The sequence below is a fragment of the Gloeothece verrucosa PCC 7822 genome, assembly GCF_000147335.1.
Taxonomy (GTDB): Bacteria; Cyanobacteriota; Cyanobacteriia; order Cyanobacteriales; family Microcystaceae; genus Gloeothece; species Gloeothece verrucosa.
The window spans coordinates 2,856,546-2,877,917 of record NC_014501.1; the positions used below are offsets into that span (position 1 = coordinate 2,856,546).

The 21,372-nt window shown below is 40.3% G+C and carries 17 protein-coding genes; 9 read left to right on the forward strand and 8 right to left on the reverse strand.

Annotated elements, in window-relative coordinates; genetic code table 11:
- Positions 1–42: 42 nt before the first annotated feature.
- From CYAN7822_RS12480 to CYAN7822_RS12500, 5 genes are all read left to right on the forward strand, one after another.
- Positions 43–1,215, forward strand: a complete 1,173-nt coding sequence (locus CYAN7822_RS12480; protein ID WP_013322634.1) for an amino acid ABC transporter permease — start codon at positions 43–45, stop codon at positions 1,213–1,215.
- A gap of 368 nt (positions 1,216–1,583) precedes the next feature.
- Positions 1,584–2,288 (forward strand): PEP-CTERM sorting domain-containing protein, encoded by a 705-nt coding sequence (locus CYAN7822_RS36810; RefSeq protein WP_013322635.1) that lies wholly within the window; start codon positions 1,584–1,586, stop codon positions 2,286–2,288.
- Between the two features lie 401 nt (positions 2,289–2,689).
- Positions 2,690–3,430 carry a PEP-CTERM sorting domain-containing protein gene (locus CYAN7822_RS36815; RefSeq protein ID WP_245602736.1) on the forward strand — a complete coding sequence of 247 codons (741 nt, stop codon included), beginning with the start codon at positions 2,690–2,692 and terminating at the stop codon, positions 3,428–3,430.
- Positions 3,431–3,905: 475 nt separating this feature from the next.
- Entirely contained in the window at positions 3,906–4,622 is a 717-nt protein-coding gene (locus CYAN7822_RS36820; protein ID WP_013322637.1) for a PEP-CTERM sorting domain-containing protein, read from the forward strand.
- Between the two features lie 401 nt (positions 4,623–5,023).
- Positions 5,024–5,761, forward strand: a complete 738-nt coding sequence (locus CYAN7822_RS12500; RefSeq protein ID WP_245602738.1) for a PEP-CTERM sorting domain-containing protein — start codon at positions 5,024–5,026, stop codon at positions 5,759–5,761.
- Between the two features lie 217 nt (positions 5,762–5,978).
- On the opposite strand, the gene CYAN7822_RS12505 is transcribed toward CYAN7822_RS12500, so the two are convergent.
- Together CYAN7822_RS12505 and CYAN7822_RS12510 are read right to left on the reverse strand one after the other, a co-directional pair.
- Positions 5,979–7,760, reverse strand: a complete 1,782-nt coding sequence (locus CYAN7822_RS12505; RefSeq protein ID WP_013322639.1) for a hypothetical protein — start codon at positions 7,758–7,760, stop codon at positions 5,979–5,981.
- Positions 7,761–7,947: 187 nt separating this feature from the next.
- Complete coding sequence (locus tag CYAN7822_RS12510; protein WP_013322640.1) at positions 7,948–8,493, reverse strand: DUF2267 domain-containing protein; 546 nt, start codon at positions 8,491–8,493, stop codon at positions 7,948–7,950.
- Between the two features lie 210 nt (positions 8,494–8,703).
- Here CYAN7822_RS12510 and CYAN7822_RS12515 point away from each other — a divergent pair, with 210 nt between their 5' ends.
- From CYAN7822_RS12515 to CYAN7822_RS12525, 3 genes are all read left to right on the forward strand, one after another.
- Positions 8,704–9,711: an HMA2 domain-containing protein gene (locus CYAN7822_RS12515; RefSeq protein ID WP_013322641.1), complete on the forward strand. Its 1,008-nt coding sequence runs from the start codon at positions 8,704–8,706 to the stop codon at positions 9,709–9,711.
- Between the two features lie 307 nt (positions 9,712–10,018).
- Positions 10,019–10,924: an RNA-guided endonuclease IscB gene (iscB, locus tag CYAN7822_RS12520; protein ID WP_245602760.1), complete on the forward strand. Its 906-nt coding sequence runs from the start codon at positions 10,019–10,021 to the stop codon at positions 10,922–10,924.
- The gene (locus CYAN7822_RS12525) at positions 10,914–11,495 is read left to right on the forward strand and encodes an endonuclease dU (protein WP_013322643.1); all 582 of its coding nucleotides are present in this window, start codon (positions 10,914–10,916) and stop codon (positions 11,493–11,495) included. Before iscB ends, CYAN7822_RS12525 begins: the two co-directional genes overlap by 11 nt.
- 13 nt (positions 11,496–11,508) lie before the next feature.
- On the opposite strand, the gene msrB is transcribed toward CYAN7822_RS12525, so the two are convergent.
- On the reverse strand, positions 11,509–12,003 hold the full coding sequence (msrB, locus tag CYAN7822_RS12530; protein WP_013322644.1) for a peptide-methionine (R)-S-oxide reductase MsrB: 495 nt from the start codon (positions 12,001–12,003) through the stop codon (positions 11,509–11,511).
- A gap of 619 nt (positions 12,004–12,622) precedes the next feature.
- On the opposite strand from msrB, the gene CYAN7822_RS12535 reads away from it, so the two are divergent.
- The gene (locus tag CYAN7822_RS12535; protein WP_013322645.1) at positions 12,623–13,891 is read left to right on the forward strand and encodes a PEP-CTERM sorting domain-containing protein; all 1,269 of its coding nucleotides are present in this window, start codon (positions 12,623–12,625) and stop codon (positions 13,889–13,891) included.
- A gap of 105 nt (positions 13,892–13,996) precedes the next feature.
- Here the strand turns inward: CYAN7822_RS12535 and glgA are convergent, their stop codons facing one another.
- The 5 genes from glgA to CYAN7822_RS12555 all read right to left on the reverse strand — a co-directional run bounded on the left by glgA (position 13,997) and on the right by CYAN7822_RS12555 (position 21,103).
- Positions 13,997–15,472: a glycogen synthase GlgA gene (gene glgA / locus CYAN7822_RS12540; protein ID WP_013322646.1), complete on the reverse strand. Its 1,476-nt coding sequence runs from the start codon at positions 15,470–15,472 to the stop codon at positions 13,997–13,999.
- 435 nt (positions 15,473–15,907) lie between these two features.
- Positions 15,908–16,777 carry a WD40 repeat domain-containing protein gene (locus CYAN7822_RS34570; protein WP_013322647.1) on the reverse strand — a complete coding sequence of 290 codons (870 nt, stop codon included), beginning with the start codon at positions 16,775–16,777 and terminating at the stop codon, positions 15,908–15,910.
- Positions 16,737–19,631, reverse strand: a complete 2,895-nt coding sequence (locus CYAN7822_RS37685) for an NACHT and WD repeat domain-containing protein (RefSeq protein WP_013322648.1) — start codon at positions 19,629–19,631, stop codon at positions 16,737–16,739. The genes CYAN7822_RS34570 and CYAN7822_RS37685 overlap by 41 nt, the downstream gene beginning before the upstream one ends.
- A gap of 224 nt (positions 19,632–19,855) precedes the next feature.
- Positions 19,856–20,455: a hypothetical protein gene (locus CYAN7822_RS12550; protein WP_013322649.1), complete on the reverse strand. Its 600-nt coding sequence runs from the start codon at positions 20,453–20,455 to the stop codon at positions 19,856–19,858.
- Between the two features lie 231 nt (positions 20,456–20,686).
- Positions 20,687–21,103 carry a hypothetical protein gene (locus tag CYAN7822_RS12555; protein ID WP_013322650.1) on the reverse strand — a complete coding sequence of 139 codons (417 nt, stop codon included), beginning with the start codon at positions 21,101–21,103 and terminating at the stop codon, positions 20,687–20,689.
- Positions 21,104–21,372 lie beyond the last annotated feature (269 nt).

Sequence of the window (21,372 nt, forward strand, 5' to 3'; positions counted from 1 at the left end):
GTGAATGGTGCAAGAAGCCTAATGACTAACGACTAACGACTAATGACTAATCAAGAAAAAACTCCTTTTTGGCGTGATACCCGTTTTTTAAGCCTACTAGGACAGACCCTCGTGGTTTTGGTTGTCTTAGCCATTGGATTTTTTTTAGCCAATAATTTAGTTAATAACTTTCAACGATTGCATCTGCGTTTTGGTTTTGATTTTATCTTTGATTCCAGGCGACCCGCAGGATTTAGTATTGGTAATGCCCCTATCCCTTACAAACCAACTGATCCAATTATAGTAGCACTCTTAGTGGGGTTGATTAACTCTTTAAAAGTCCTAGTATTCGGAATTATTTTAGCATCTATCTTAGGTGTTATTTTAGGGATAAGTCGGTTATCAAGTAATTGGTTAGTCAGATACATTGCTACTGTTTATGTAGAAATCTTTCGCAATACTCCTTTATTGCTACAATTATTTTTTTGGTATACGGCGGTATTCTTAAAATTTCCGAAAATTAATAATCCCTTGATTTTATTTGAGGGGATTTTTCTGAGTAACCGAGGTCTAGCTATCCCTTGGCCATCGGGTAATTTTTTATCTTGGTTATTTGCGGGATTTTTACTTTTAAGTGTTGTTAGTTCAGTTAAATTATGGCATTGGCATACTCAATTAAGGGTTCAACAGGGGAAAACGCGCTCAATTTTTGTCGTCATTTTTAGTGCCATTATCATCGCTTCTTTATGGGCTTTGATGATCGGGCTAGATTGGCAAAAACCCCAATTAAATGCAAAATTAGGTTTAATTGAGCATGGATTGACTTTATCCCCCGAATTTGCGAGTATTTTAATGGGTTTAACCTTTTATACAGCCGCTTTTATTGCAGAGGTTGTGCGAGCGGGGATTCAGTCTGTGGATAAAGGACAACGGGAAGCCGCTCTTGCGCTAGGCTTAAAACCCTCATTAGTAATGCAGTTGGTGATTTTTCCTCAAGCGTTGCGGGTTATAATTCCTCCCTTAACGAGTGAATTTCTCAATTTAGCCAAAAATTCTAGTTTAGCGAGTGCGACTTTATACAAAGATATCTACGCTGTTTCTTATACCGTTGCAGAAAAGAGCGGCAGGGCAGTAGAAATGATCTTAGTGGTTATGGGAACTTACTTGATTATTAATTTAGTAATTTCTTCGAGCATGAATACCTTTAATCGTTGGGTACAGTTAAAGGAAAGATAATCAGGAAATGATTTTTTGAAACTATAGCTTAAGATAATAATTCCGCTCTGCATAAGCCTGGATAGGCGGAGCTAGGTTGAAATAATTAAGTGATTGATTGGCTATTGTTTTTAATCAAGCAAAATTTAGTGATCTAATCATCTTAAGATAGATGTTCTAAAATTTTATCATAAGATAGATTAGAATTTTACCCAATCAGTTTGAATTCTGTGAAGATTGTATGAAGATGTAAATCCGGTAATTGATCGTAAAAGAAAAATTTTTTTAAAGTTATACATAATAAAAACATAAAACGAACATGAAAATATACATGGGCTTGCAATAATTATTTTTAAGGACATTTGCTCACATTAACAGAGGACAAAAACATGACTTTTAATTTATCTACTACATTAGGTTTATTAGGTGCTGTCGGAATTGTTGCTACCGGGATGGTTGGCACAGCAGGTTCAGCCCAAGCAGCAGTTGTCGGCAATATATCTATTTCTGGTGCGCCTGTAACCGCAGTAGCTACTGGACTGCAAGACCCCAATGGTAATTACATTACCACTTTTGACTTTCGTAATTTCGGTGGTGGTAACACTGTAGGAACAGGTCAGTTCCTGGTTACTTCTGGTGAAGGAATCTTTAGCGCTTATGAGCCCCTTCCTTTTACCGTCGGTACTATTAAAGACGTTCCTCCTTTCCCTGCGCCGATCGGTACAACAGTAGCTAACTTCCTCCAATTACCAGGTACTACCTTTGATCTACAGAGCATCAACAGCGTTGCCTATACTTATACTAACAACGGCGTTAATGTTTCCTTTGGGGTAACAGGGCTATTTAACCAAGGTAGTTCTCAATACCAAGGATTTGGAACCTTTGGCGCGGAAATCACTTTCCCCGTTTCAGGAATTAACAATGCGGCTCAGTTTCAGCAATTCTTGGCAACACCTGGGGCTTCAATTACTATTCAATCTTGGTCTGCTAACTTAACGGCTGTTCCTGAACCCTTGACCATGTTAGGTGCTGGTGCGGCTTTAGGCTTTGGCGGTTTCTTCAAGCGCAAACTGGCTAACAAACAAGAAAAATAAGCAATAACGTTATCTTTACTATTAACCATTTAAAGGTTTTTCTAAGTAGTCTAACTTAAAAAAATAGCTTTATCGATGTTGGAGCGGGAAAAATACTCGTTCTTTGTAAGACAAAGATAGGTGTAATATAAATCCCGCTCTCATCAAGCTTGTTTATTGTTGTCTAGCTTACTTGAGTGGTTATAGTAAAATCAAACCAGATACTGTTCATTGGTCTGTTTAAATAAGGCAGACCCATCTTTTTTATAATTAATTAACTGTTAGTTAGGCTCTATTTCAAGGATTTATGAATTTTAGAGTTCAAAAATAGAGTGTTTTAAATAAAACTAACCTTAAAATATATATGCGCCTGTAATAATGAGCTATCAATAAATTTACCTATCCAAATGGAGAATGAAGGCGTGAATTTTAATCTTTCAAGTACAATAGCTCTATTTGGCGCTGTAGGGGTTGCCGCCACTAGCATAGTTGGAACTACTACATCAGCCCAGGCAGCAACTGTTGTTGGAAGTATATCCCTGGGTGGCGCACCTGTAACTGCCGTATCTACTGGGCTCAAAGACCCCAGTGGCAATTATATCACCACTCTGAACTTTGCTAATTTTGGTGGAACTAACCCTGCCGGAACAGGTCAGTTCGTTGTTACTGATGCGGATGGAATATTTAGTAGCTACGACCCTGCTCCGATTCCTTTTGCCATAGGCACAATTAAAGACCTTCCTCCTTTTCCTACGCCGGTCACGGCCATTACTAACTTCTTGAAGTTAAACCTCCCGAAATCCACTACCTTCGATCTCAATGGTATTAACAGCGTTACCTACACTCCAAGCGGCAACGGCGTTAATGTTTCCTTTGGGGTAACAGGGATATTTAAGCAAGGTAGTTCTCAATACCAAGGAGTGGGAACCTTTGGCGCGGAAATCACTTTCCCTGTTCGAGTCACCAATCCTGTAGGAAATATTCGCAATTTGGCTCAGTTTAATCAATTCCTTGCCAGTTCAAATCGCTCAATTACTGTTCGCTCTTGGTCGGCTAACTTGACCGCTTCTGTGCCGGAACCTTTAACCCTCTTAGGTGTAAGTACCGCTTTAGGCTTTGGCGGTTTCTTCAAGCGCAAACTGGCTAACAAACAAGAAAAATAAGCAATAACGTTATCTTTACTATTAACCATTTAAAGGTTTTTCTAAGTAGTCTAACTTAAAAAAATAGCTTTATCGATGTTGGAGCGGGAAAAATACTCGTTCTTTGTAAGACAAAGATAGATGTAATATAAATCCCGCTCTCATCAAGCTTGTTTATTGTTGTCTAGCTTACTTATAGCAACCGCTCCTGTGCTTAGGACATCTTTTAAACTTCAAACTTAATAGCAATAAGCTTTTCCCTTCTGACTCCTGACTTCTGCTATAAATGGTTATAGTAAAATCAAACCCGATACTCTTCATTGGTTTTTTTAAATAAGTCAGACCCATCTTTTATATAATTAATTAACTGTTAGTTAGGCTCTAATTCAAGGATTTATAGATTTTAAATCTCAAAAATAGCGTATTTTAAATAAAACTAACCTTAAAATATATATGCGCCTGTAATAATGAGCTATCAATAAATTTACCTATCCAAATGGAGAATGAAAGCGTGAATTTTAATCTTTCAAGTACAATAGCTCTATTCGGGGCTGTAGGGATTGCCGCCACTAGCGTAATTGGAACTCCCACATCAGCCCAGGCAGGAGTTTTATCTATCTCTGGTGCGCCTGTAACGGCGGTAGCTACTGGACTGCAAGACCCCAGTGGTAATTACATTACCACTTTTGACTTTGGTAAATTCGGCTCTGGTCCTAACCCTGTAGGAACAGGTCAGTTCCTGGTTACTGCTGGTGACGGAATCTTCAGTGCTTATGATCCCCTTCCTTTTACCGTCGGTACCATTAAAGACGTTCCTCCTTTCCCTGCACCGATCGGTACAACAGTAGCTAACTTCCTCCAATTACCCGGTACTAGCTTTGATCTACAGAGCATCGACAGCGTTGCCTATACTTATACTAACAACGGCGTTAATGTTTCCTTTGGGGTAACAGGGCTATTTCTATATAACCAAGGTATTAAACACAAAGGATTTGGAACCTTTGGCGCGGAAATCACTTTCCCCGTTAATGGAATTAGCAATAAAGCTCAGTTTGAAAAATTCTTGAAAACTCAAGGTGCTTCAATTACTATTCAATCTTGGTCTGCTAACTTAACGGATGTTCCTGAACCCTTGACCATGTTAGGTGCTGGTGCGGCTTTAGGCTTTGGCGGTTTCTTCAAGCGCAAACTGGCTAACAAACAAGAAAAATAAGCAATAACGTTATCTTTACTATTAACCATTTAAAGGTTTTTCTAAGTAGTCTAACTTAAAAAAATAGCTTTATCGATGTTGGAGCGGGAAAAATACTCGTTCTTTGTAAGACAAAGATAGATGTAATATAAATCCCGCTCTCATCAAGCTTGTTTATTGTTGTCTAGCTTACTTAAGTAGTTATAGTACAATCAAACCAGATACTGTTCATTGGTCTGTTTAAATAAGGCAGACCCATCTTTTTTATAATTAATTAACTCTTAGTTAGGCTCTATTTCAAGGATTTATGAATTTTAAATCGCAAAAATAGAGTATTTTAAATAAAACTAACATTAAAATATACATTTGCCTGTAATAATAAGATTTAAATAAATTTACCTATCCAAATGGAGAATGAAAGCGTGAATTTTAATCTTTCGAGTACAATAGTTCTATTTGGGGCTGTAGGGGTTGCCGCCACTAGCATAGTTGGAACTACTACATCAGCCCAGGCAGCAACTGTTGTTGGAAGTATATCCCTGGGTGGCGCACCTGTAACTGCCGTCTCTACTGGGCTCAAAGACCCCAGTGGCAATTATATCACCACTCTGAACTTTGCTAATTTTGGTGGAACTAACCCTGCCGGAACAGGTCAGTTCGTTGTTACTGATGCTAATGGAATATTTAGTAGCTACGACCCTGCTCCGATTCCTTTTGCCATAGGCACAATTAAAGACCTTCCTCCTTTTCCTCCACCGGTCATTACTAACTTCTTGAAGATAAACCTCCCGATCTCCACTACCTTCGATCTCAATAGTATTAACAGCATTACCTACACTCCAAGCCTCAACGGCGTTAATGTTTCCTTTGGGGTAACAGGGCTATTTAAGCAAGGTAGTTCTCAATACGAAGGAATTGGAACCTTTGGCGCGGAAATCACTTTCCCTGTTCGAGTCACCAATCCTGTAGGAAATATTGGCAATTTGGCTCAGTTTAATCAATTCCTTGCCAGTTCAAATCGCTCAATTACTGTTCGCTCTTGGTCGGCTAACTTGACCGCTTTCGCTGTGCCGGAACCTTTAACCCTCTTAGGTGTAGGTACCGCTTTAGGTTTTGGCGGTTTCTTCAAGCGCAAACTGGCTAACAAACAAGAAAAGTAAAACAGCATTATGTTTACTTTAATTATTTGTTAGTATTTTTCTCAATTAAGAGTAAATATTGTTTTTGATTCTGTCTGAATAAAACAGAATCTTTTTTTTATCATTATAATTAATTAACTAAGTACCTGGACATAAATAAAGCTCTATGTATTAAGAATTGTAAAACGCCCACACCCTACACCCTACACCCTACACCCTACACCCTACACCCTACACCCTACACCCTAACCTCACAGTTAACTTTAATCGGTGTCCGACTACTTAGCCGCTTCTCTTGGTCTAGAATACAAGCTGCTTTCAGTACCACTAAATCATTCACCTCAAAAACCCTACAACGCTCATCCATTGTCGTTAAAGCCGGAATTTGTCCCTGATTAAGCATTTCTAGAGTTTCTCCTGTGATAGGTTGGTACTGATTCAACCATTTATTATTAGCCACAAAATCCGCTTTCAAGGATGAAGGATTAATCAACCAAAAATCAATCCCATATTTTTCAATAAATTGTTTCACCTCTGTCAAATTCGGACTAAACTGCGCTTTAATCAAATCCACAACACGCTCTCGAAACCGGCGGTAATAGCCCAAATTATAGGGAATAGCATATTCTGGAGCTACTAAAACTGAACGTTGAGCAAAACTAGGTAAATTACTCGCTTCTTCTTCCAAAGAGGCAATCAGAGAATCTTTCGGCTGTTGGGCAAAAAATTGATAAAGGGTCGGCAATTCTCCTACTTTGTACCCAGTTTTAGGAAACTTTTTAAAAGTAGTCGGTGCTAAAACCAAAGTGATGATCAAATATAAACTTAACCCCAAAGCTAAACCCTGTTGAGGGGATAGTGAAGACCTTCCCCAACGGAGACTCCATCGAAGAAGCGCATCAATTAACAAAGTCAGAACAATACCCGCCGCGATAGCTAAAACAATACGAAAAGTATTATGAGTATAGCGGCTTGGCAGATGTAGCTTAAACAGAACCGCGTGAGCTAAAAAAAACAAACCCAGAGAAACTAAAATAATTTGAGGCAATAGATAGACCGTTTTTCTCACTTGCTCGCCCAGAGGAAGCACACGACGCAAACGAAGAAGCAAGGGTAAAATTAATCCGACCAGTAGTAGAGAAGGCCGCCAGATATCCGGAATCATGCCGCTACGCTCATGATACAGCCAAAATCGGGCCGGATCAGCTTCAAAAAAGGAAGTGCGACCCTTAGCCGCAAACTCTAACATTTGCCTAGCTTGTTGTACTGTAATTACCGGGTCATATTCAGAAGTCGCTAAGGCAAAAGGCAATAAGATCAAAAAGGTAAGTCCTAATCCAGCCGCACAAAACTGATAATCTCTGCGATCAGCCGATAACCGCCATTGACCATTTTCCCAATCCAATAATCGAATCAGTAGAATTCCTGCCGAGATTAACATACAATGGGGGTAAAAAAGACCTTGAAGGGCGATCATGGCTAAAGTTGGCCAAAAAGAGCGCCGCAACAAATAATATAAAAAAGCCATGAATAGAGGATAAAAAAAAGCTCTCGGGGTAGCGGTAACTAAATCATCTTTGAGCCATATATTTTGATTGAACAACACTGTCACGAAAAAGCCGGCCAATGGCACCGGCAAAATTTGCAGGGTTACCCCAAAACAGTAGGCACTGGTAATTAGTCCTAAAAACAGAGGCAACAGTTTATTAAACAACATTGGATCGATATGAAACAGGGTTGCGGCTCGATAAAAGAAACTGTATCCTAGTGGCGCAACTGACTGAAAATAATCGGCAATCAAATCATGAGGAAACAAATCCGGGTCTAAAAACCGTCTCATCCAAAAGACGTGCTGACGAGCGTCATCCTGAGCCACATAAGCTGAACTAAATGCTTCTTGTAACGCCAAAAAGGCATAACTAGCGGCAAAAGTTAAGCTCAAGCTCAACCAAAAACTCATCTGATTTTTAGAGATTTTTTCAGGGTAAGTAATTAACCATTGATGAATTTTTTTGATCATGGTTTAAGGGATTTTATTTTCTCAGAATGGTGGATCAAATAATAATATTTTTAATTTTGTCTTAAGTATAAAGATAATCTGTAATTTGTCAAGAATAATACTCTAAACATAAATAAACGAAAAACTGAAGCTTGCCAAAAACAAAAACTTCAGTCGATAACCTGAACAAAAATAGTCTAAATTGACTTTAAGCTTGTTCCCAAAGTTCGCGCACTGCACCTTCAGGAAGCCAACCAGCAATTTCTTGAATTCGCTCCTCAGACAGTTCGTCTTTAGTGGCGGAAAATACGGCTTTAACTACCTGTTCCCGATTTTGTGAGGGAGATAATCCGCCTTCATTAGCCACTCGGAAAAGGAAATTATCAGAATTAATTTTCCAGTGACCGGGACCTTGCCGTAAAGGTGGACGTATGCGACTGAGAAATCTCACAAGCGGGTTGCTATCTTTCCAAAGATCAGCAACTTCCATTTGTAAGGCTTTTTCATCAGTTTCGAAAGCCTCTTCATGTAATTCCCCTTCAACTCGATCAGCCGCTTCGGTGGTCATCACATCTCGCATAATACGAAAGACAAGTTCACTAATATCTCTGGCATCATAGGGATCAGCAAATCCTCCTTGACGCATTACTTTATCAAGAAAGCCGTGATGCTCCTCTGGGATAACTGCTCTAGAATCTTCAACCTCTGTGGGATCAATTTCAGGAAGGCTTTTATCTAATACTTCGTCTGGCATAGTTTTTTTTCCTGTTAATCTAAAAAAAGCGAATAGGTTTATTTTTTAAGTTCCCATAGCAAAACAACCTTTTACATCTCCCAGAAGATTGAAGACTTGTTTACCAAAAGTTAGAATTTAATCATGTAAGATAAATTCTCAAGACTAACTAATCAATTTCATTCTTCTTGCAACCCATTCAGAATAAACAAGATTTAGCAAATAATTGCAATGGAAACAGCATCAATCGGAATCATCTTATCAATCTTGTCAGCAGCAGCCACAGCCGTATGGACAGTGTGGACTTGGTCAGAGGAGCAGGAAAAGCAAAGAGAACAAAAACGAGATCAGATCTCGGCTTTATACGTCAATCCCTTTCTTTTAGCCGCCGAGGAATTACAACGCCGACTGTATGATATTGTCAATGGGCAAGAGTTAAAGATTAACGAGCAAAAATATCTGGACCAACAAGAAGCGAGTTACTTCGAAGCCTTAGAATTGCTTTATGTTATCTTTAAATTCTTTGGCTGGCAATGGTACATCTATCGCTATGGACCCTACACTAGAGATAAAAAAGCGATCGCCCTGGGCCGGAAGATTTCAGAAACGTTTGCCAACCGCACAAATTTTACTGATGAGGCTTTCCGCTTTTCTTTTGCTGAACAGAGATCGCTGGGGCAAATGTTTGTCAAACCTTTTATCAGTATAGATAATATTTACCCTGAATTGGAAGCTATCCCACTCTATGAATTTGAAACACAAATCACCGAGGCAAAAAATCAAAACACACCTTTGTATCAAAATATTGCTATCACTCTTCAAGCTATCCAGAAAGCCAAATCGCTTAACGAATTAGAAGGACGAGAGCGGCTCAAACAAATACAAGATTACTTAGTTGATCTTTTAATTTATTTAGAAGGTCAAGAGGGCTTTTCGGTGACTTTGCAACCCCGCCCAAGAGCCATCTCTATAGAGCGCAACTTGAAGCAATTGCAACACATGGGAAATACTCCCACCATTATTCATCAAACAGAAGGGCGAATGCGGCTGCGAATTCCTCGTTTACATAAAGATTCAGCTTATGCCGAACTCCTACAAACCCGAATGAAATCTTTAACGGGTGTGCAAAGAGTGACGATTAATGTACAGGCTTGTTCAATGACGATTAACTATGCTCCTACCTTACCCGAAAGAGAGTTTGAGCAGATGGTTCTAGAAGCCCTTCAACACATAAAATGAAACTAGAACAACTTCTGCAACAAAAGCGGACAATCAGGGTTCTTGGGTTTGATGATGCACCGTTTGAACGTCATTCTCCGTTACCTGTAGAAGTCAGCACCCCGCACTCTCCGTAGCAGGGCTAGGCTACGCCTCGCTGCGCGCCCGTGCCCCAGTTTCAGTTAGCTGACCCGCCTAAGTCTTAACTGACTACGTTTTTAGGGTTATGACACCAACAAATGCTTTCCAGTTTGTTGCTCCCTGTCGCGGATAATTAAATCGAAAAACTCGTTATCGGCAAGCGCGATTTCTTAATCGTACTCGACCTATAGGTTGGCTTGCTCCTAGTCTCCAACACAGAGTAGAAACTACTCTAACTTGGGTAAACAAAATTATTAAGTTTGCTCCTATTACTGGAATTTCAACCGAGCTTGTTAGATTTGACACACAAGCAATTCAAAACCCAGAAATCTCAGGAGTCCAGTACCAACAGGGGGAATTAGCAGGTTATGAGGTTCGAGAATACTTGTTAGAAAAATGGGGACGACAATGTGTTTACTGTAATATTAAAGATGTTCCGTTGGAGATTGAGCATATTGTCGCTCGTTCAAAAGGAGGTTCAGATAGAGTTTATAACCTGACAATCGCTTGTCAAAAATGCAATCAATTAAAAGGTAATCAAGACATAAAAAATTTTTTGAGTAGTAAGCCTAACTTACTTAATAAGATCTTAAAACAAGCCAAACAACCATTAAACGATGCTGCTGCCGTAAATTCTCCTAGATGGGCATTATTTAACAAACTTAAAGAAATGGGATTACCCGTTGAAACAGGAACAGGAGGTAGAACTAAATATAACAGATATAGATTAAACCTAGAAAAACGCCATTTTATTGATGCTGGATGCGTCGGAAATATTGAAGGCTTAAAGTTATTAACAAAACAACCTTTGTTAATTCAAGCAACAGGACACGGAAATAGACAAATGTGCGGAACGGACAAATTCGGGTTTCCTATTCGTCACCGTACCAACCAAAAAGTTTGGTGGGGATTTAAAACTGGAGATCTAGTCAAAGCCGAAGTGCCAAAAGGAAAGTTTGCTGGCAGTTGGATAGGGAGAATTTCGGTTCGTTCTCGTCCAAGTTTTAAGTTAAACTCAACGGAAATTTTTGATGTCCACCCTAAATATTTAAAAGCAATTCATAAAGCAGATGGTTATAATTATGCGGTTTAATTTAACGGCTAATAAATTAGCCGAGTCGCGCTTCCTCTTCGATTTAAAAATACGAACGATACGCGCTCCCGTATTACCTACGGTGGTAGGAGTGGTTTGTGCGGCGACAAGGTTTGAAGGGATGGTTTGCACGCAAATACAAGCGGATGGTTGGGATGCAACTGATCAGTTATCTCAACTACTTTTAGCAGGTAAGTTTCTGCCGCAATTACATTTAATTCTATTAGATGGAATATGTTTGGGGGGATTTAATGTGATTAATTTAGCCTTATTATCCCAGAGATTAAACCGTCCCTGTGTGGCCCTTATGCGGCGGATGCCAAATTTTGAGAAAATTGAAGCCGCCCTTAAACGACTTCCACAAGCCGAAAAACGCTTAGAAATTATGCGGCAGGCAGGAGTTATTCATCCATATCCCCCGTTTTATTTTCAAGTTTGTGGAGAAACGCCAGAAGTTATTGCTCAAGTTTTAGCGAGAATAACTGATCGAGGAAATGTCCCAGAGGCTTTGCGGTTAGCTCATTTAATTGGTGCGGCTATTATTAAGGGAGAAAGTGGACGACAAGCGTAAAATAATTCACTGTTTATGTGGCCTTAAAATTTAAGGCTACGCCATTCATACAGTAACGTTTCCCTGTGGGTGGTGGACCATCATTAAAGACATGACCTAAATGACCACCACAACGGCGACAATGTACTTCAGTTCTGGTCATCAAAAATGATTTATCTACAGAAGTTGCCACTGCGCCTCTAATGGGAGCATAAAAACTCGGCCAACCTGTACCGCTATTGAATTTAGTTTCTGAAGAAAATACCGGTAAGGCGCAGCCGGCACAGACATAAAGGCCTTTGTTGTATTGCTTATCCAGTGGGCTAGAATAAGCTCTTTCTGTTCCCTGTTGACGTAAGACATAAAATTGTTGAGGAGTTAAAATTTTACGCCATTCCTGTTCGGTTTTGGTAACTTCAAATTTTTGGCTTGAATTAGCCATCGCTTTTTTAGTTCCAAGTAAAGTAGAAGATAACCAGGCTGTACTTATTGCCAATAGACTCATTTTTAAAAAATGCCGTTTTTTCATGGTTGAGTAATTAATAATTATCCCCTTGATTTTAGGATTGATTAATATTACTTTAGGCTTTTCTTCTAAATTTTTTCTGATAAAAAGATTAAAATTTGATGAGTATCAGCATCAGTAAGTAGGTGGACTCCCAATAATGTTAACACTGAGATTGGGGAAGGGGGAAAGGGCAATGGGTAAGGTTGGGAGAGTTTTACCGGAGCGCGGGTACAGAGAAGCTCTATAGACTGTCCAGGTACTTAAGTAGGTAAAATTAATTAAACATCTTGATAACCTTTTTGCAAGAGTGCAAGAGCGGCTCTTACCACTCTCATAGCTTTTCTCAATGGGATGAGGTAAAAATTACTGGTTTTTAGTTGCTCATACGCTATGGCAATAGGAAATAAAATTTAATGTACCTCACTAATATGGTAAAGGCTATAAAGAAAGAGATTGTTTGAGGGTATTCTAAAATACTCTAACCACCATAATCTAATCAATATAGCATTAATTATCAACTTAATTCTTTTTTTTTTGCTAATCAAATCTTAATCTAGTTTTGCTAATTTACTTAGTAACTTAAGCCTTTTGAATGGTCAAGAGAAGGTTAAATAAAATTCCCATCAGGAGATCCTTAACGATGTACTGTCTAAAGCAACTATTTTTCAACTGGCAAGGGTTAAGTTTAGGATTATTGAGTAGCCTTTCTTTGGGCTTACTAATGTCTTTGCCGGCGCAAGCTTCTTCCCTATCTTTAAGCTTTATTGGTCAGTCGACTTTACCTACGGCAACCCAATATGGAAACACGCTAGTAGGGGGCTTATCAGGCATTACTTACAATCCCAATCTTAATACTTTTTACGCGATTTCTGATGATCGCAGTCAGAATAATCCCGCTCGTTTTTATACTGCCACTTTAGATATCAATCAATTCAATGCTAGTGGGCTAAATAACGGCGTGACTTTTACAGGCGTAACTTTTCTCAAACAACCTAATGGGCAAACCTTTGCTCCTTTGAGCCTTGATCCAGAAGGGATTGCTTTAGTTGGTTCAACGGTTTATGTCTCTTCTGAGGGGGAAGTTTCTACCACTCGCATTATCGATCCTTTTGTTAATCAATTCTCTTTAGCCACTGGACAACAAATTCAAGCTTTACCCATTCCTGCTCAATTTATCCCAGCACCTAAATCTCCCCCCCCAACCACAAGCGGCGTTCGTAATAATTTAGCCTTAGAAAGCTTAACCGTTACTCCTGATCAAAAATATCTATTTACCGCTTCTGAAAACGCGCTAGTTCAAGATGGCCCCCCGGCAACTATCCATAATGGGACTCCTTCGCGTATCCTACAGTACGATTTAACCACAGGACAAGCAGTTGCTCAGTACCTTTACAATACCGAACCGGTGGCTTTAGCGCCTAATCCTAGTGATGCTTTTAATACTAATGGATTAGTGGATTTACTCGCTTTAGACAATAGCGGCCAACATTTCCTCGCTTTGGAGCGTTCTTTCTCAGCAGGAGCCATAGGAACCCCCGGCAATACAGGCAATACAATTAAAATTTTTGAAGTGTCTTTAGAAGGCGCAACTAATATTAGTGGGTATTCCAGTATTAATGGAGTTAATGGGATTGTCGCGGCTCAAAAAACTTTAGTGTTTGATTTGACTAGCTTGGGCATACCCATTGATAATGTTGAAGGCTTAACCTTTGGCCCAAATCTGCCTAATGGAGCGCGATCACTGATTCTAATTAGTGATAATAACTTTAGCCCTACCCAGTTTACTCAATTTCTGGCTTTTGAGGTTCGTCCTGCGGCTGTTCCTGAACCTTTAACCCTCCTAGGTGCAGGATGTGCTATGGGTTTTGGCGCTTTGTTTAAAGGAAAGATGTCTCAAAAAGAAAAATAAAACAGCCGCTAATCATACCCTGTAGAGACATTGCCGGCAACGCCTCTAAAAATAATAGGACTTACGCACTGTTAAGTCCTAAATAAAAGGGTTTTAAACTTTTTTTTATCTATGACGGATGTACTCGTAAATTTCCTGATATTTCTGTCCAGGATTATTCCAAGAATAGTCATAATTCATTCCTTGGAGAGCTAATTTACGGAACTCATCTGGATATTGCTCCCATAACCCAATGGCGCGGTCCATGGCTGATTCAAGGGCGCGGTTATCAGTTTGGAAGAATACATAGCCATTGCGTTCTTCAGGGGGATGAAGCTTATCATGATCTCGGTCAAAAACCGTATTGACTAGCCCACCAACACCCCGCACAATGGGCACAGTTCCATATTTCAGGCCAATCATTTGAGTTAAGCCGCAAGGTTCATAATTACTGGGAACAATAATCATGTCAGCACCGGCATAAATCAGGTGCGCTAATTCTTCGTTAAATCCGATTTCTAAGTGAACATCAGGATTATTATTTAAAAAGCCTTTTTCATGCCAGAACCAATTATTAATCGATGGTTCGGTTGCAGAACCTAACATAACAAATTGTGCCCCTCGTGAGAGAGCGTAGTAAATGGCATGATGCACTAAATGAACGCCTTTCTGTTGGTCTAAGCGACCAATATAAGCAATCAGAGGTTTATCAGATTCTCGTAGTAATAAGCGTTCACGTAAAGCTTTTTTATTAAGGATTTTATCTTTAAAGTTTTCGATTCCGTAGTTGAAAGGAATTAAGTGATCGACTTCTGGGTTCCAAATATTGTAATCTATGCCGTTGAGGATACCGCCAAATTTATAATGATGCATATTGAGGGTATGACCTAAACCACAGCCTTCATTCTCATAGCGAGCTTCCCAAGCGTGATGAGGTGAAACGGTATTGACATAGTTGGAATAGACAATCCCCGCCTTCATAAAGTTGATGGCTGTGGGGTTAAAATTGTCGAGCAGGCGATCATAATTGTAGTAGTAAGCATCATTATTTAAACCGGTTCCCCAAAGCGCGTCAGCCCCGGCTACCCCTTGATGCTTAAAGTTGTGGATGGTGTAACAAACCCGTTGATTCCACATCCCATGCCATTTATACATTTCATAGAGCATCACGGGAATTAAACCGGTTTGCCAGTCGTGACAGTGGATAATATCAGGGCGCTTGTTGCTTTTATGCAAAAATTCCATTGCTGCCTTACTAAAGAAAGCAAAGCGCATATAATCGTCTAGACAGCCATAATAACAACCCCGATTAAAGAAATTATCCCCCGAGTGCGGCTGAATAAAGAAGCATAAGCGTCCATGCACCCAACCACAGAACACAGAACAATGAATCGCTCCGCCATACCAAGGTACCCACAAATCCCGGTAAGCTTCGTGCATCCCCCAGATTTGGTCATACCTCATGCAGTCGTACATGGGTAGTATAATCTCCACACAGTTTTCTCGGATTTCTAACTCCCTGGAAAGCCCATAAACTACGTCTCCTAAACCCCCTGCTTTAATTACAGGGGCGCATTCAGAAGCTATTTGTACTATATACATTTATCATTACCTCGTAGTTAACAAAAATTTACTTTTCTATGTTCTTACAGTAAAATGTATCGTCTTGGCAAGAGTTAAATGAAATTTAGTAGCAACCGCTACAATAAACACAAGTGCCATAAGACGGAATTTTTAAAGGAAAGGGAAAGGGGAAGGGAAAGGGAAAGGGGGAAGGGAATTTTTCAACAGATGTAATAAAAATTTCATAGCAAATTCTTTTTTGGTTACCTCCTCTTTATAAAATTATCCAATTTTCGTAGAGATGTTGCAGGCAACGTCAGCATGAATAGAAGTTTAGAAAGCGGCTCTTGAGAATTGTTGTGCTTGGAAATTGCTTTTAAATGACGATATCTTGATTATTTATCTTAGCATACTGAAATCTGAAGAATCGGATTAATTACGTTATACCAATGCTCTTTTTTTTGTAAGCAAAATTTAATTTGAAAAGTCAGTGCAGTGACAGATTGCTTGGACTTTTTTGGCTAGGTCAGTGGTGGGAGTGGCCAGAATAGAATGATGCTGCAAATGTTTACAGGCTATTTCAAGACTTTCAACAGAAGCATCCCACAGACGCACGGTCTTGTCATAACTACCACTGACAATCCTTTTTCCGTCCGGACTGAAGGCGACAGATATAATAGGCGTATGCTCAGTTAAAGGTTTCCCTTTGGGTACTCTAGTTTGGGCATCCCACAACTGCACACTACCGTCACTACTTCCACTAACAATGATTTTGCCATCTGGACTGAAGGCAACAGAATTGACCTGAAACATATTAGGTAGGATCAACGAATTCCCTTGAGGTCTTCGAGTTTTAGCATTCCATAGCCGGATAGTCTTGTCTTCACTTGCACTGACAATCGTTTGTCCATCTGGACTAAAAGCAACGGAATTGACCCGCTTTGTATGCCCAATCAACGGATTCCCTTGAGGTCTTCCAGTTTTAGCATTCCACAGCCTGACAGTCTTGTCTTCACTTGCACTGACAATCGTTTGTCCATCTGGACTAAAAGCGACGGACATAACTCGAGCCGTGTGTCCAATCAACGGCTTTCCCTTGGCTTTTCCAGTTTTGACATCCCACAGACGCACGGTCTTGTCAAAACTACCACTAACAATCGTTTTTCCATCCCGACTAAAAGCGACGGACATAACCACATCCGTGTGTCCAGTCAAGGGCTTTCCCTTGGGTAAGCCAGTTTTTGCATCCCACAGACGCACAGTATGGTCATGACTACCACTGACAATCGTTTCTCCATCCGGACTAAAAGCGACGGAATTGACCTGAGTCGTATGCCCAATCAACGGTTTTCCTTTTGGATACTCCGGTTTTTGCATCCCACAGACGCACGGTATTGTCCCAACTGCCACTAACAATCGTTTTTCCATCCCGACTAAAAGCGACAGATTGAACCAAATCTCTATGACCAATCAACGGCTTCTTCAATCTGGTTTGGGCATCCCAAAGACGCACAGTATTGTCATGACTACCACTGACAATCGTTTCTCCATCTGGACTAAAGGCGACGGAATTGACCCGATTCCAATGTCCAATCAATGGGTTCCCCTGGGGGATTCCGGTTTGAGCATTCCACAGACGCACAGTTGTGTCTTCACTACCACTAACAATCGTTTCTCCATCCCGACTAAAAGCCACGGACGTAACCGCATCCGTGTGTCCAGTCAACGGCTTTCCCTTGGGTAAGCCAGTTTTTGCATCCCACAGACGCACGGTTGTGTCTTCACTACCACTAACAATCGTTTCTCCATCCCGACTAAAAGCGACGGACGTAACCACATCCGCGTGTCCAGTCAAGGGCTTTCCCTTGGGTAAGCCAGTTTTTGCATCCCACAGACGCACAGTATGGTCATAACCACCACTAACGATCGTTTGTCCATCCGGACTAAAAGCGACGGACGTAACCACATCCGCGTGTCCAGTCAAGGGCTTTCCTTTGGGTAAGCCAGTTTTTGCATCCCACAGACGCACAGTATGGTCATAACCACCACTAACGATCGTTTGTCCATCCGGACTAAAAGCGACGGACGTAACCACATCCGCGTGTCCAGTCAAGGGCTTTCCTTTGGGTAAGCCAGTTTTTGCATCCCACAGACGCACAGTATGGTCATAACTACCACTAACAATCGTTTGTCCATCCGGACTAAAAGCGACGGACGTAACCATGTCTTTGTGTCCAGTCAACGGCTTCCTATTAGCTTTTCCAGTTCGGACATTCCACAGCCACACACTCCCGTCTCTACTGCCACCAACAATAGTTTGGCCATCCCGACTAAAGGCGACGGACAGAATCATAGAATCAGTAGAATCAGGCAAAAATCGCTGCCGTTCCCAATTATTTCGCTGGGCATTGAGCAAACTGTTGTCGGCTGCCAAGCGATCATTATCGGAAACTCGAGCAAAGGCTGAACGGCTTAAATCCCATGCTGCAATGGCGTTGATTTCTGCCTCTACTGGTTGGCTCGTTAGAAAGGATTCTGCGGTTGCGGTTAACTGTCGGACGCTATAACGCTGGGCTTGCTGTAATTGATACAGGGCAAATCCGGACAGTGGTAATACCACAACAAGAAAACGCAAGCCATTTTTTATACGATTATTTCGTCTGTGTTCTAGGCTTTTTTGAATTAATTCTTTCGCCAGATCAGATAGTTGAAATGTTTCTTCATGATTTTTTTGAAAGAGTTCTGCGCCTGTTAAGTCTCTCTCCTGCAACAGATAACTTCTTTTTCGATCATTATTATTCCATTCTTCAGCAGCATTGTCGATTCTGATCTTCTGTCGGATGACATCTTGCTGTCCATTGAGCCATTTCTTTAACTCAGCCCAATGTTCAAACAATGCCTCATGAGTCACTTCAGCAATTTCTTCAATCTCTTCACCTTGACTATGGACCTTCTTTACACTCGAGAGGGTAATGAGTCGAGCAGTAGTTTTTGAAAACATTCTAAGTATCTTTCGCCCTTGTTCTTGTTCATTCTTACGGGGAATTAAATTACTGACTTTCGCCCGTCTTCGGCTGTAGAGAGTACCTTCTTTCGGCTGTACTAATCCTAAAAATATTCGTTTCGTGATTTCTTTTTCTTGAGCAGATAAATTGTTGTTATAGAGATTTTCTGCCTCTTTTGCTAAAGCACCTCCAACTCCACCAATGTCTCTCAAAATGTCTAAAGATGACTTGCCATTGCTTTGACTTAATTCTTCCCAAATGAGAGTCAGAGCGGATTGAAGCAACGGTAATGCTCCTTCGCGTCCTTCTGCTTGTTCAATTAGTCGCTTAACAGTTTCGTTTTCTAAGGGACGACCAGCTTGTTCAGCAGGTTTCTCAATTGCGAGGCGCAGTTCCTTTGAAGTCATCACGGGAAGGATAATACTTTGATCCGAGCCAATGATCTGATTAAGTTGTGGATGTTGTTGGGTTTCTCGTAAAAAATCGCTTCGGAGAGTAATGACTACAGAGACTCGTCCATCCTTGATTGTTGCGGCTTCAAGAAGAGTATTAATAAACGTAGTTCTCTGTTCAACATCCTCACAAAGGGAATAAACTTCTTCAAATTGATCGATGAGTATTACTAGGGGAGAGTTTTTCTGAGGCAATCTCATCACTAATGAACTGAGTCCATCATTAGTTCCCTGTTTAGCTCTCTTCTCCAGAACCTGCTTGAACTCATCTATTTTTGCTCCATCACCGAATGGATCTCCAGTGGCAATTCGAGATAGCTCGACTGCCAGTAATTCCAAGGGCTTTGAACTCGGCTTCATAATTATCACATCGGTTGATCTGTGTCCTGGCAAGGGTAGACGAGCTAGCTCTGGGAGTAATCCTGCCCGTGCCAATGATGACTTACCAGAACCAGATGCCCCTAAAATAGGTAGTAATCGGGTGGAAACATTACCGTTGTATAGAGCCTGCAACCGACTCCATAATCGCTTAACTTGTTCTTCCCGTCCAAAAAACACATCGGCATCTTCAACTTGAAACGAAGCTAATCCCCGATATGGGTTAGGGCCTAAATTAACTTCAGTTTGTTGTTTTTGATAGTAAACAACGACTGTGTTGTTATCCCCTGAAATGATTGTACTGCTTATTACATCACGCTGAATTGTAATTTGACGATTATTAGGAGGTAATGGTGGAGTCATTTATATCTCTTCAAATAGCTAAATTCTCTGACAATATAGTAATTTTAGGGAATTATCGCGGAAAAAAACTGAAAGCCTGACTTTTATTACTTTTACTCTAACGATATCTTAGATAGCTAAGCCCCTAGTCAACAAAGCATTTCAGCCTTTTTGTCCGTTTGACTTCCCTAAAACAGCTATTGAGCCTGTTCTTTTCTGGAGTAATGCAACAACAGCTTAATCTTTCAATAACTTATCTGTCCGTACTGCCAATCGCAACGTCTTCGAGTTTGACGACTTCTTCCCTGAACACGATAGCGAGTTAATTGTGCTCTTTCATTACTAACTGCTCTTTCCAAAGCCGCTTGTGCCCTTCTTTCCTCATTAGTTTGTGCAACAAGCTTAGGACTATCTTCTTTGAGATTAGCTGAGCTATCTAATGCAGAATCAATTGAAGAAGTATTTATGGCAATTTTCTCTTGTGATGGCTGACTATCGCTATTAGGTGACCAGTAAAAAGAGTAGGTTCTACCACCACTGCTCCATTCAGCATCAACATAAGACGGTTCCATAAAATTTGCGAGCGTGTTCATAAAATGTCTAGCACAGCTAGAATTGCTTAGATTTACCTGATACTGGGCTAACTGAATGTCTTCGGCTTTGTTATCAGGATAATCACTTAGTTCACTACCCAATTCAATTAGATAGCTATTTTGGGTTGGATAGCTATTTGATTTGAAAGGAATGAGAAATGTAATCATCAAACCTATAAATACACAAATAACGAAATTCCATCTAAATGTTGTCGCACGGACGTTATCAAGAAAGTTGACGATTTTTTTCATTTTTCTATTACCTGTAAGTTATAAGTACCTGGACATCAATAAAGTCTATTAAGTTAAGAAATTTAAAAGCCCGCAAAGCCTTTCTATTCGCTATTCGGGCGATCACACAGTTAACTTTAGTTTTGTCCACTTACTTAGGGATTAGCAAAAATTTCTCTGGAGGGAGCAGCCAAATACTGCCACATTCTTTGCTCTTGTGTCCTCTGGTGAATAACATAAATTTTCAAGAAGCTACAAGGCTAAACCAACTAAAGGCAGCAATTTATGACCGTGCTTTCCTAACCATGCAACGATCGCCGTGACTCGAGGTTGCAACTTATCAATGGTTTCTGCAAAGTTAGAAAGATTTTTTCCATAGGTTAAGCCTGTTTCGAGAGTTGTCGCAACGATGTTTTTATCGGGTTTTGGTTTGCTTGCCTCTTCCTTGAGCTTTTGAGCAACGCCTGTCGCAACAGGATCGTTTAAACTTGCCAGAATTTCTTGCAAAGCAATAAGTTCAGCCTTAATATCAACCGTTTCCGGCTGAGGTAAGGATGCCTGCTGAAAGGCCACGGATACAGTATTGCTGTCGCCTGTGACCATAGCACTGCCAGTTACATCATTACCAACGTATATTGAACGATTTTGATCAGGAACTTGATTAGACATTATCGGTAAAATTAAAGTTACTTCTCTAAAATTCAGGTATTTAGAGAATAGCTATTGAGTTTTTAACTGTTTAGCTATCTGCGCTGTTTGATGACCAACATTATAATTAGAATTCCCGTGATGTAAAATTGGAAAAAATCAGGTGTTTTCTCGTTTAAAAATCAGGTTTTATTGAAACCAAGTATGGAAAAGTCTGGTTACCCCCTTTTTCTGACAAACTTGGCGATTGCAGTGACTGAAAGCGTTATTTAATCAGGGGTCAACCCCGA

Bases quoted from the DNA above. Each gene is read 5' to 3' on its own strand.
- CYAN7822_RS12480 (WP_013322634.1), top strand. From the start codon at position 43: ATGACTAATCAAGAAAAAACTCCTTTTTGGCGTGATACCCGTTTTTTA.
- CYAN7822_RS36810 (WP_013322635.1), top strand. From the start codon at position 1,584: ATGACTTTTAATTTATCTACTACATTAGGTTTATTAGGTGCTGTCGGA.
- CYAN7822_RS36820 (WP_013322637.1), top strand. From the start codon at position 3,906: ATGGAGAATGAAAGCGTGAATTTTAATCTTTCAAGTACAATAGCTCTA.
- CYAN7822_RS12505 (WP_013322639.1), bottom strand. From the start codon at position 7,760: ATGATCAAAAAAATTCATCAATGGTTAATTACTTACCCTGAAAAAATC.
- CYAN7822_RS12510 (WP_013322640.1), bottom strand. From the start codon at position 8,493: ATGCCAGACGAAGTATTAGATAAAAGCCTTCCTGAAATTGATCCCACA.
- CYAN7822_RS12515 (WP_013322641.1), top strand. From the start codon at position 8,704: ATGGAAACAGCATCAATCGGAATCATCTTATCAATCTTGTCAGCAGCA.
- CYAN7822_RS12525 (WP_013322643.1), top strand. From the start codon at position 10,914: ATGCGGTTTAATTTAACGGCTAATAAATTAGCCGAGTCGCGCTTCCTC.
- msrB (WP_013322644.1), bottom strand. From the start codon at position 12,003: ATGAAAAAACGGCATTTTTTAAAAATGAGTCTATTGGCAATAAGTACA.
- CYAN7822_RS12535 (WP_013322645.1), top strand. From the start codon at position 12,623: ATGTACTGTCTAAAGCAACTATTTTTCAACTGGCAAGGGTTAAGTTTA.
- glgA (WP_013322646.1), bottom strand. From the start codon at position 15,472: ATGTATATAGTACAAATAGCTTCTGAATGCGCCCCTGTAATTAAAGCA.
- CYAN7822_RS37685 (WP_013322648.1), bottom strand. From the start codon at position 19,631: ATGACTCCACCATTACCTCCTAATAATCGTCAAATTACAATTCAGCGT.
- CYAN7822_RS12550 (WP_013322649.1), bottom strand. From the start codon at position 20,455: ATGAAAAAAATCGTCAACTTTCTTGATAACGTCCGTGCGACAACATTT.
- CYAN7822_RS12555 (WP_013322650.1), bottom strand. From the start codon at position 21,103: ATGTCTAATCAAGTTCCTGATCAAAATCGTTCAATATACGTTGGTAAT.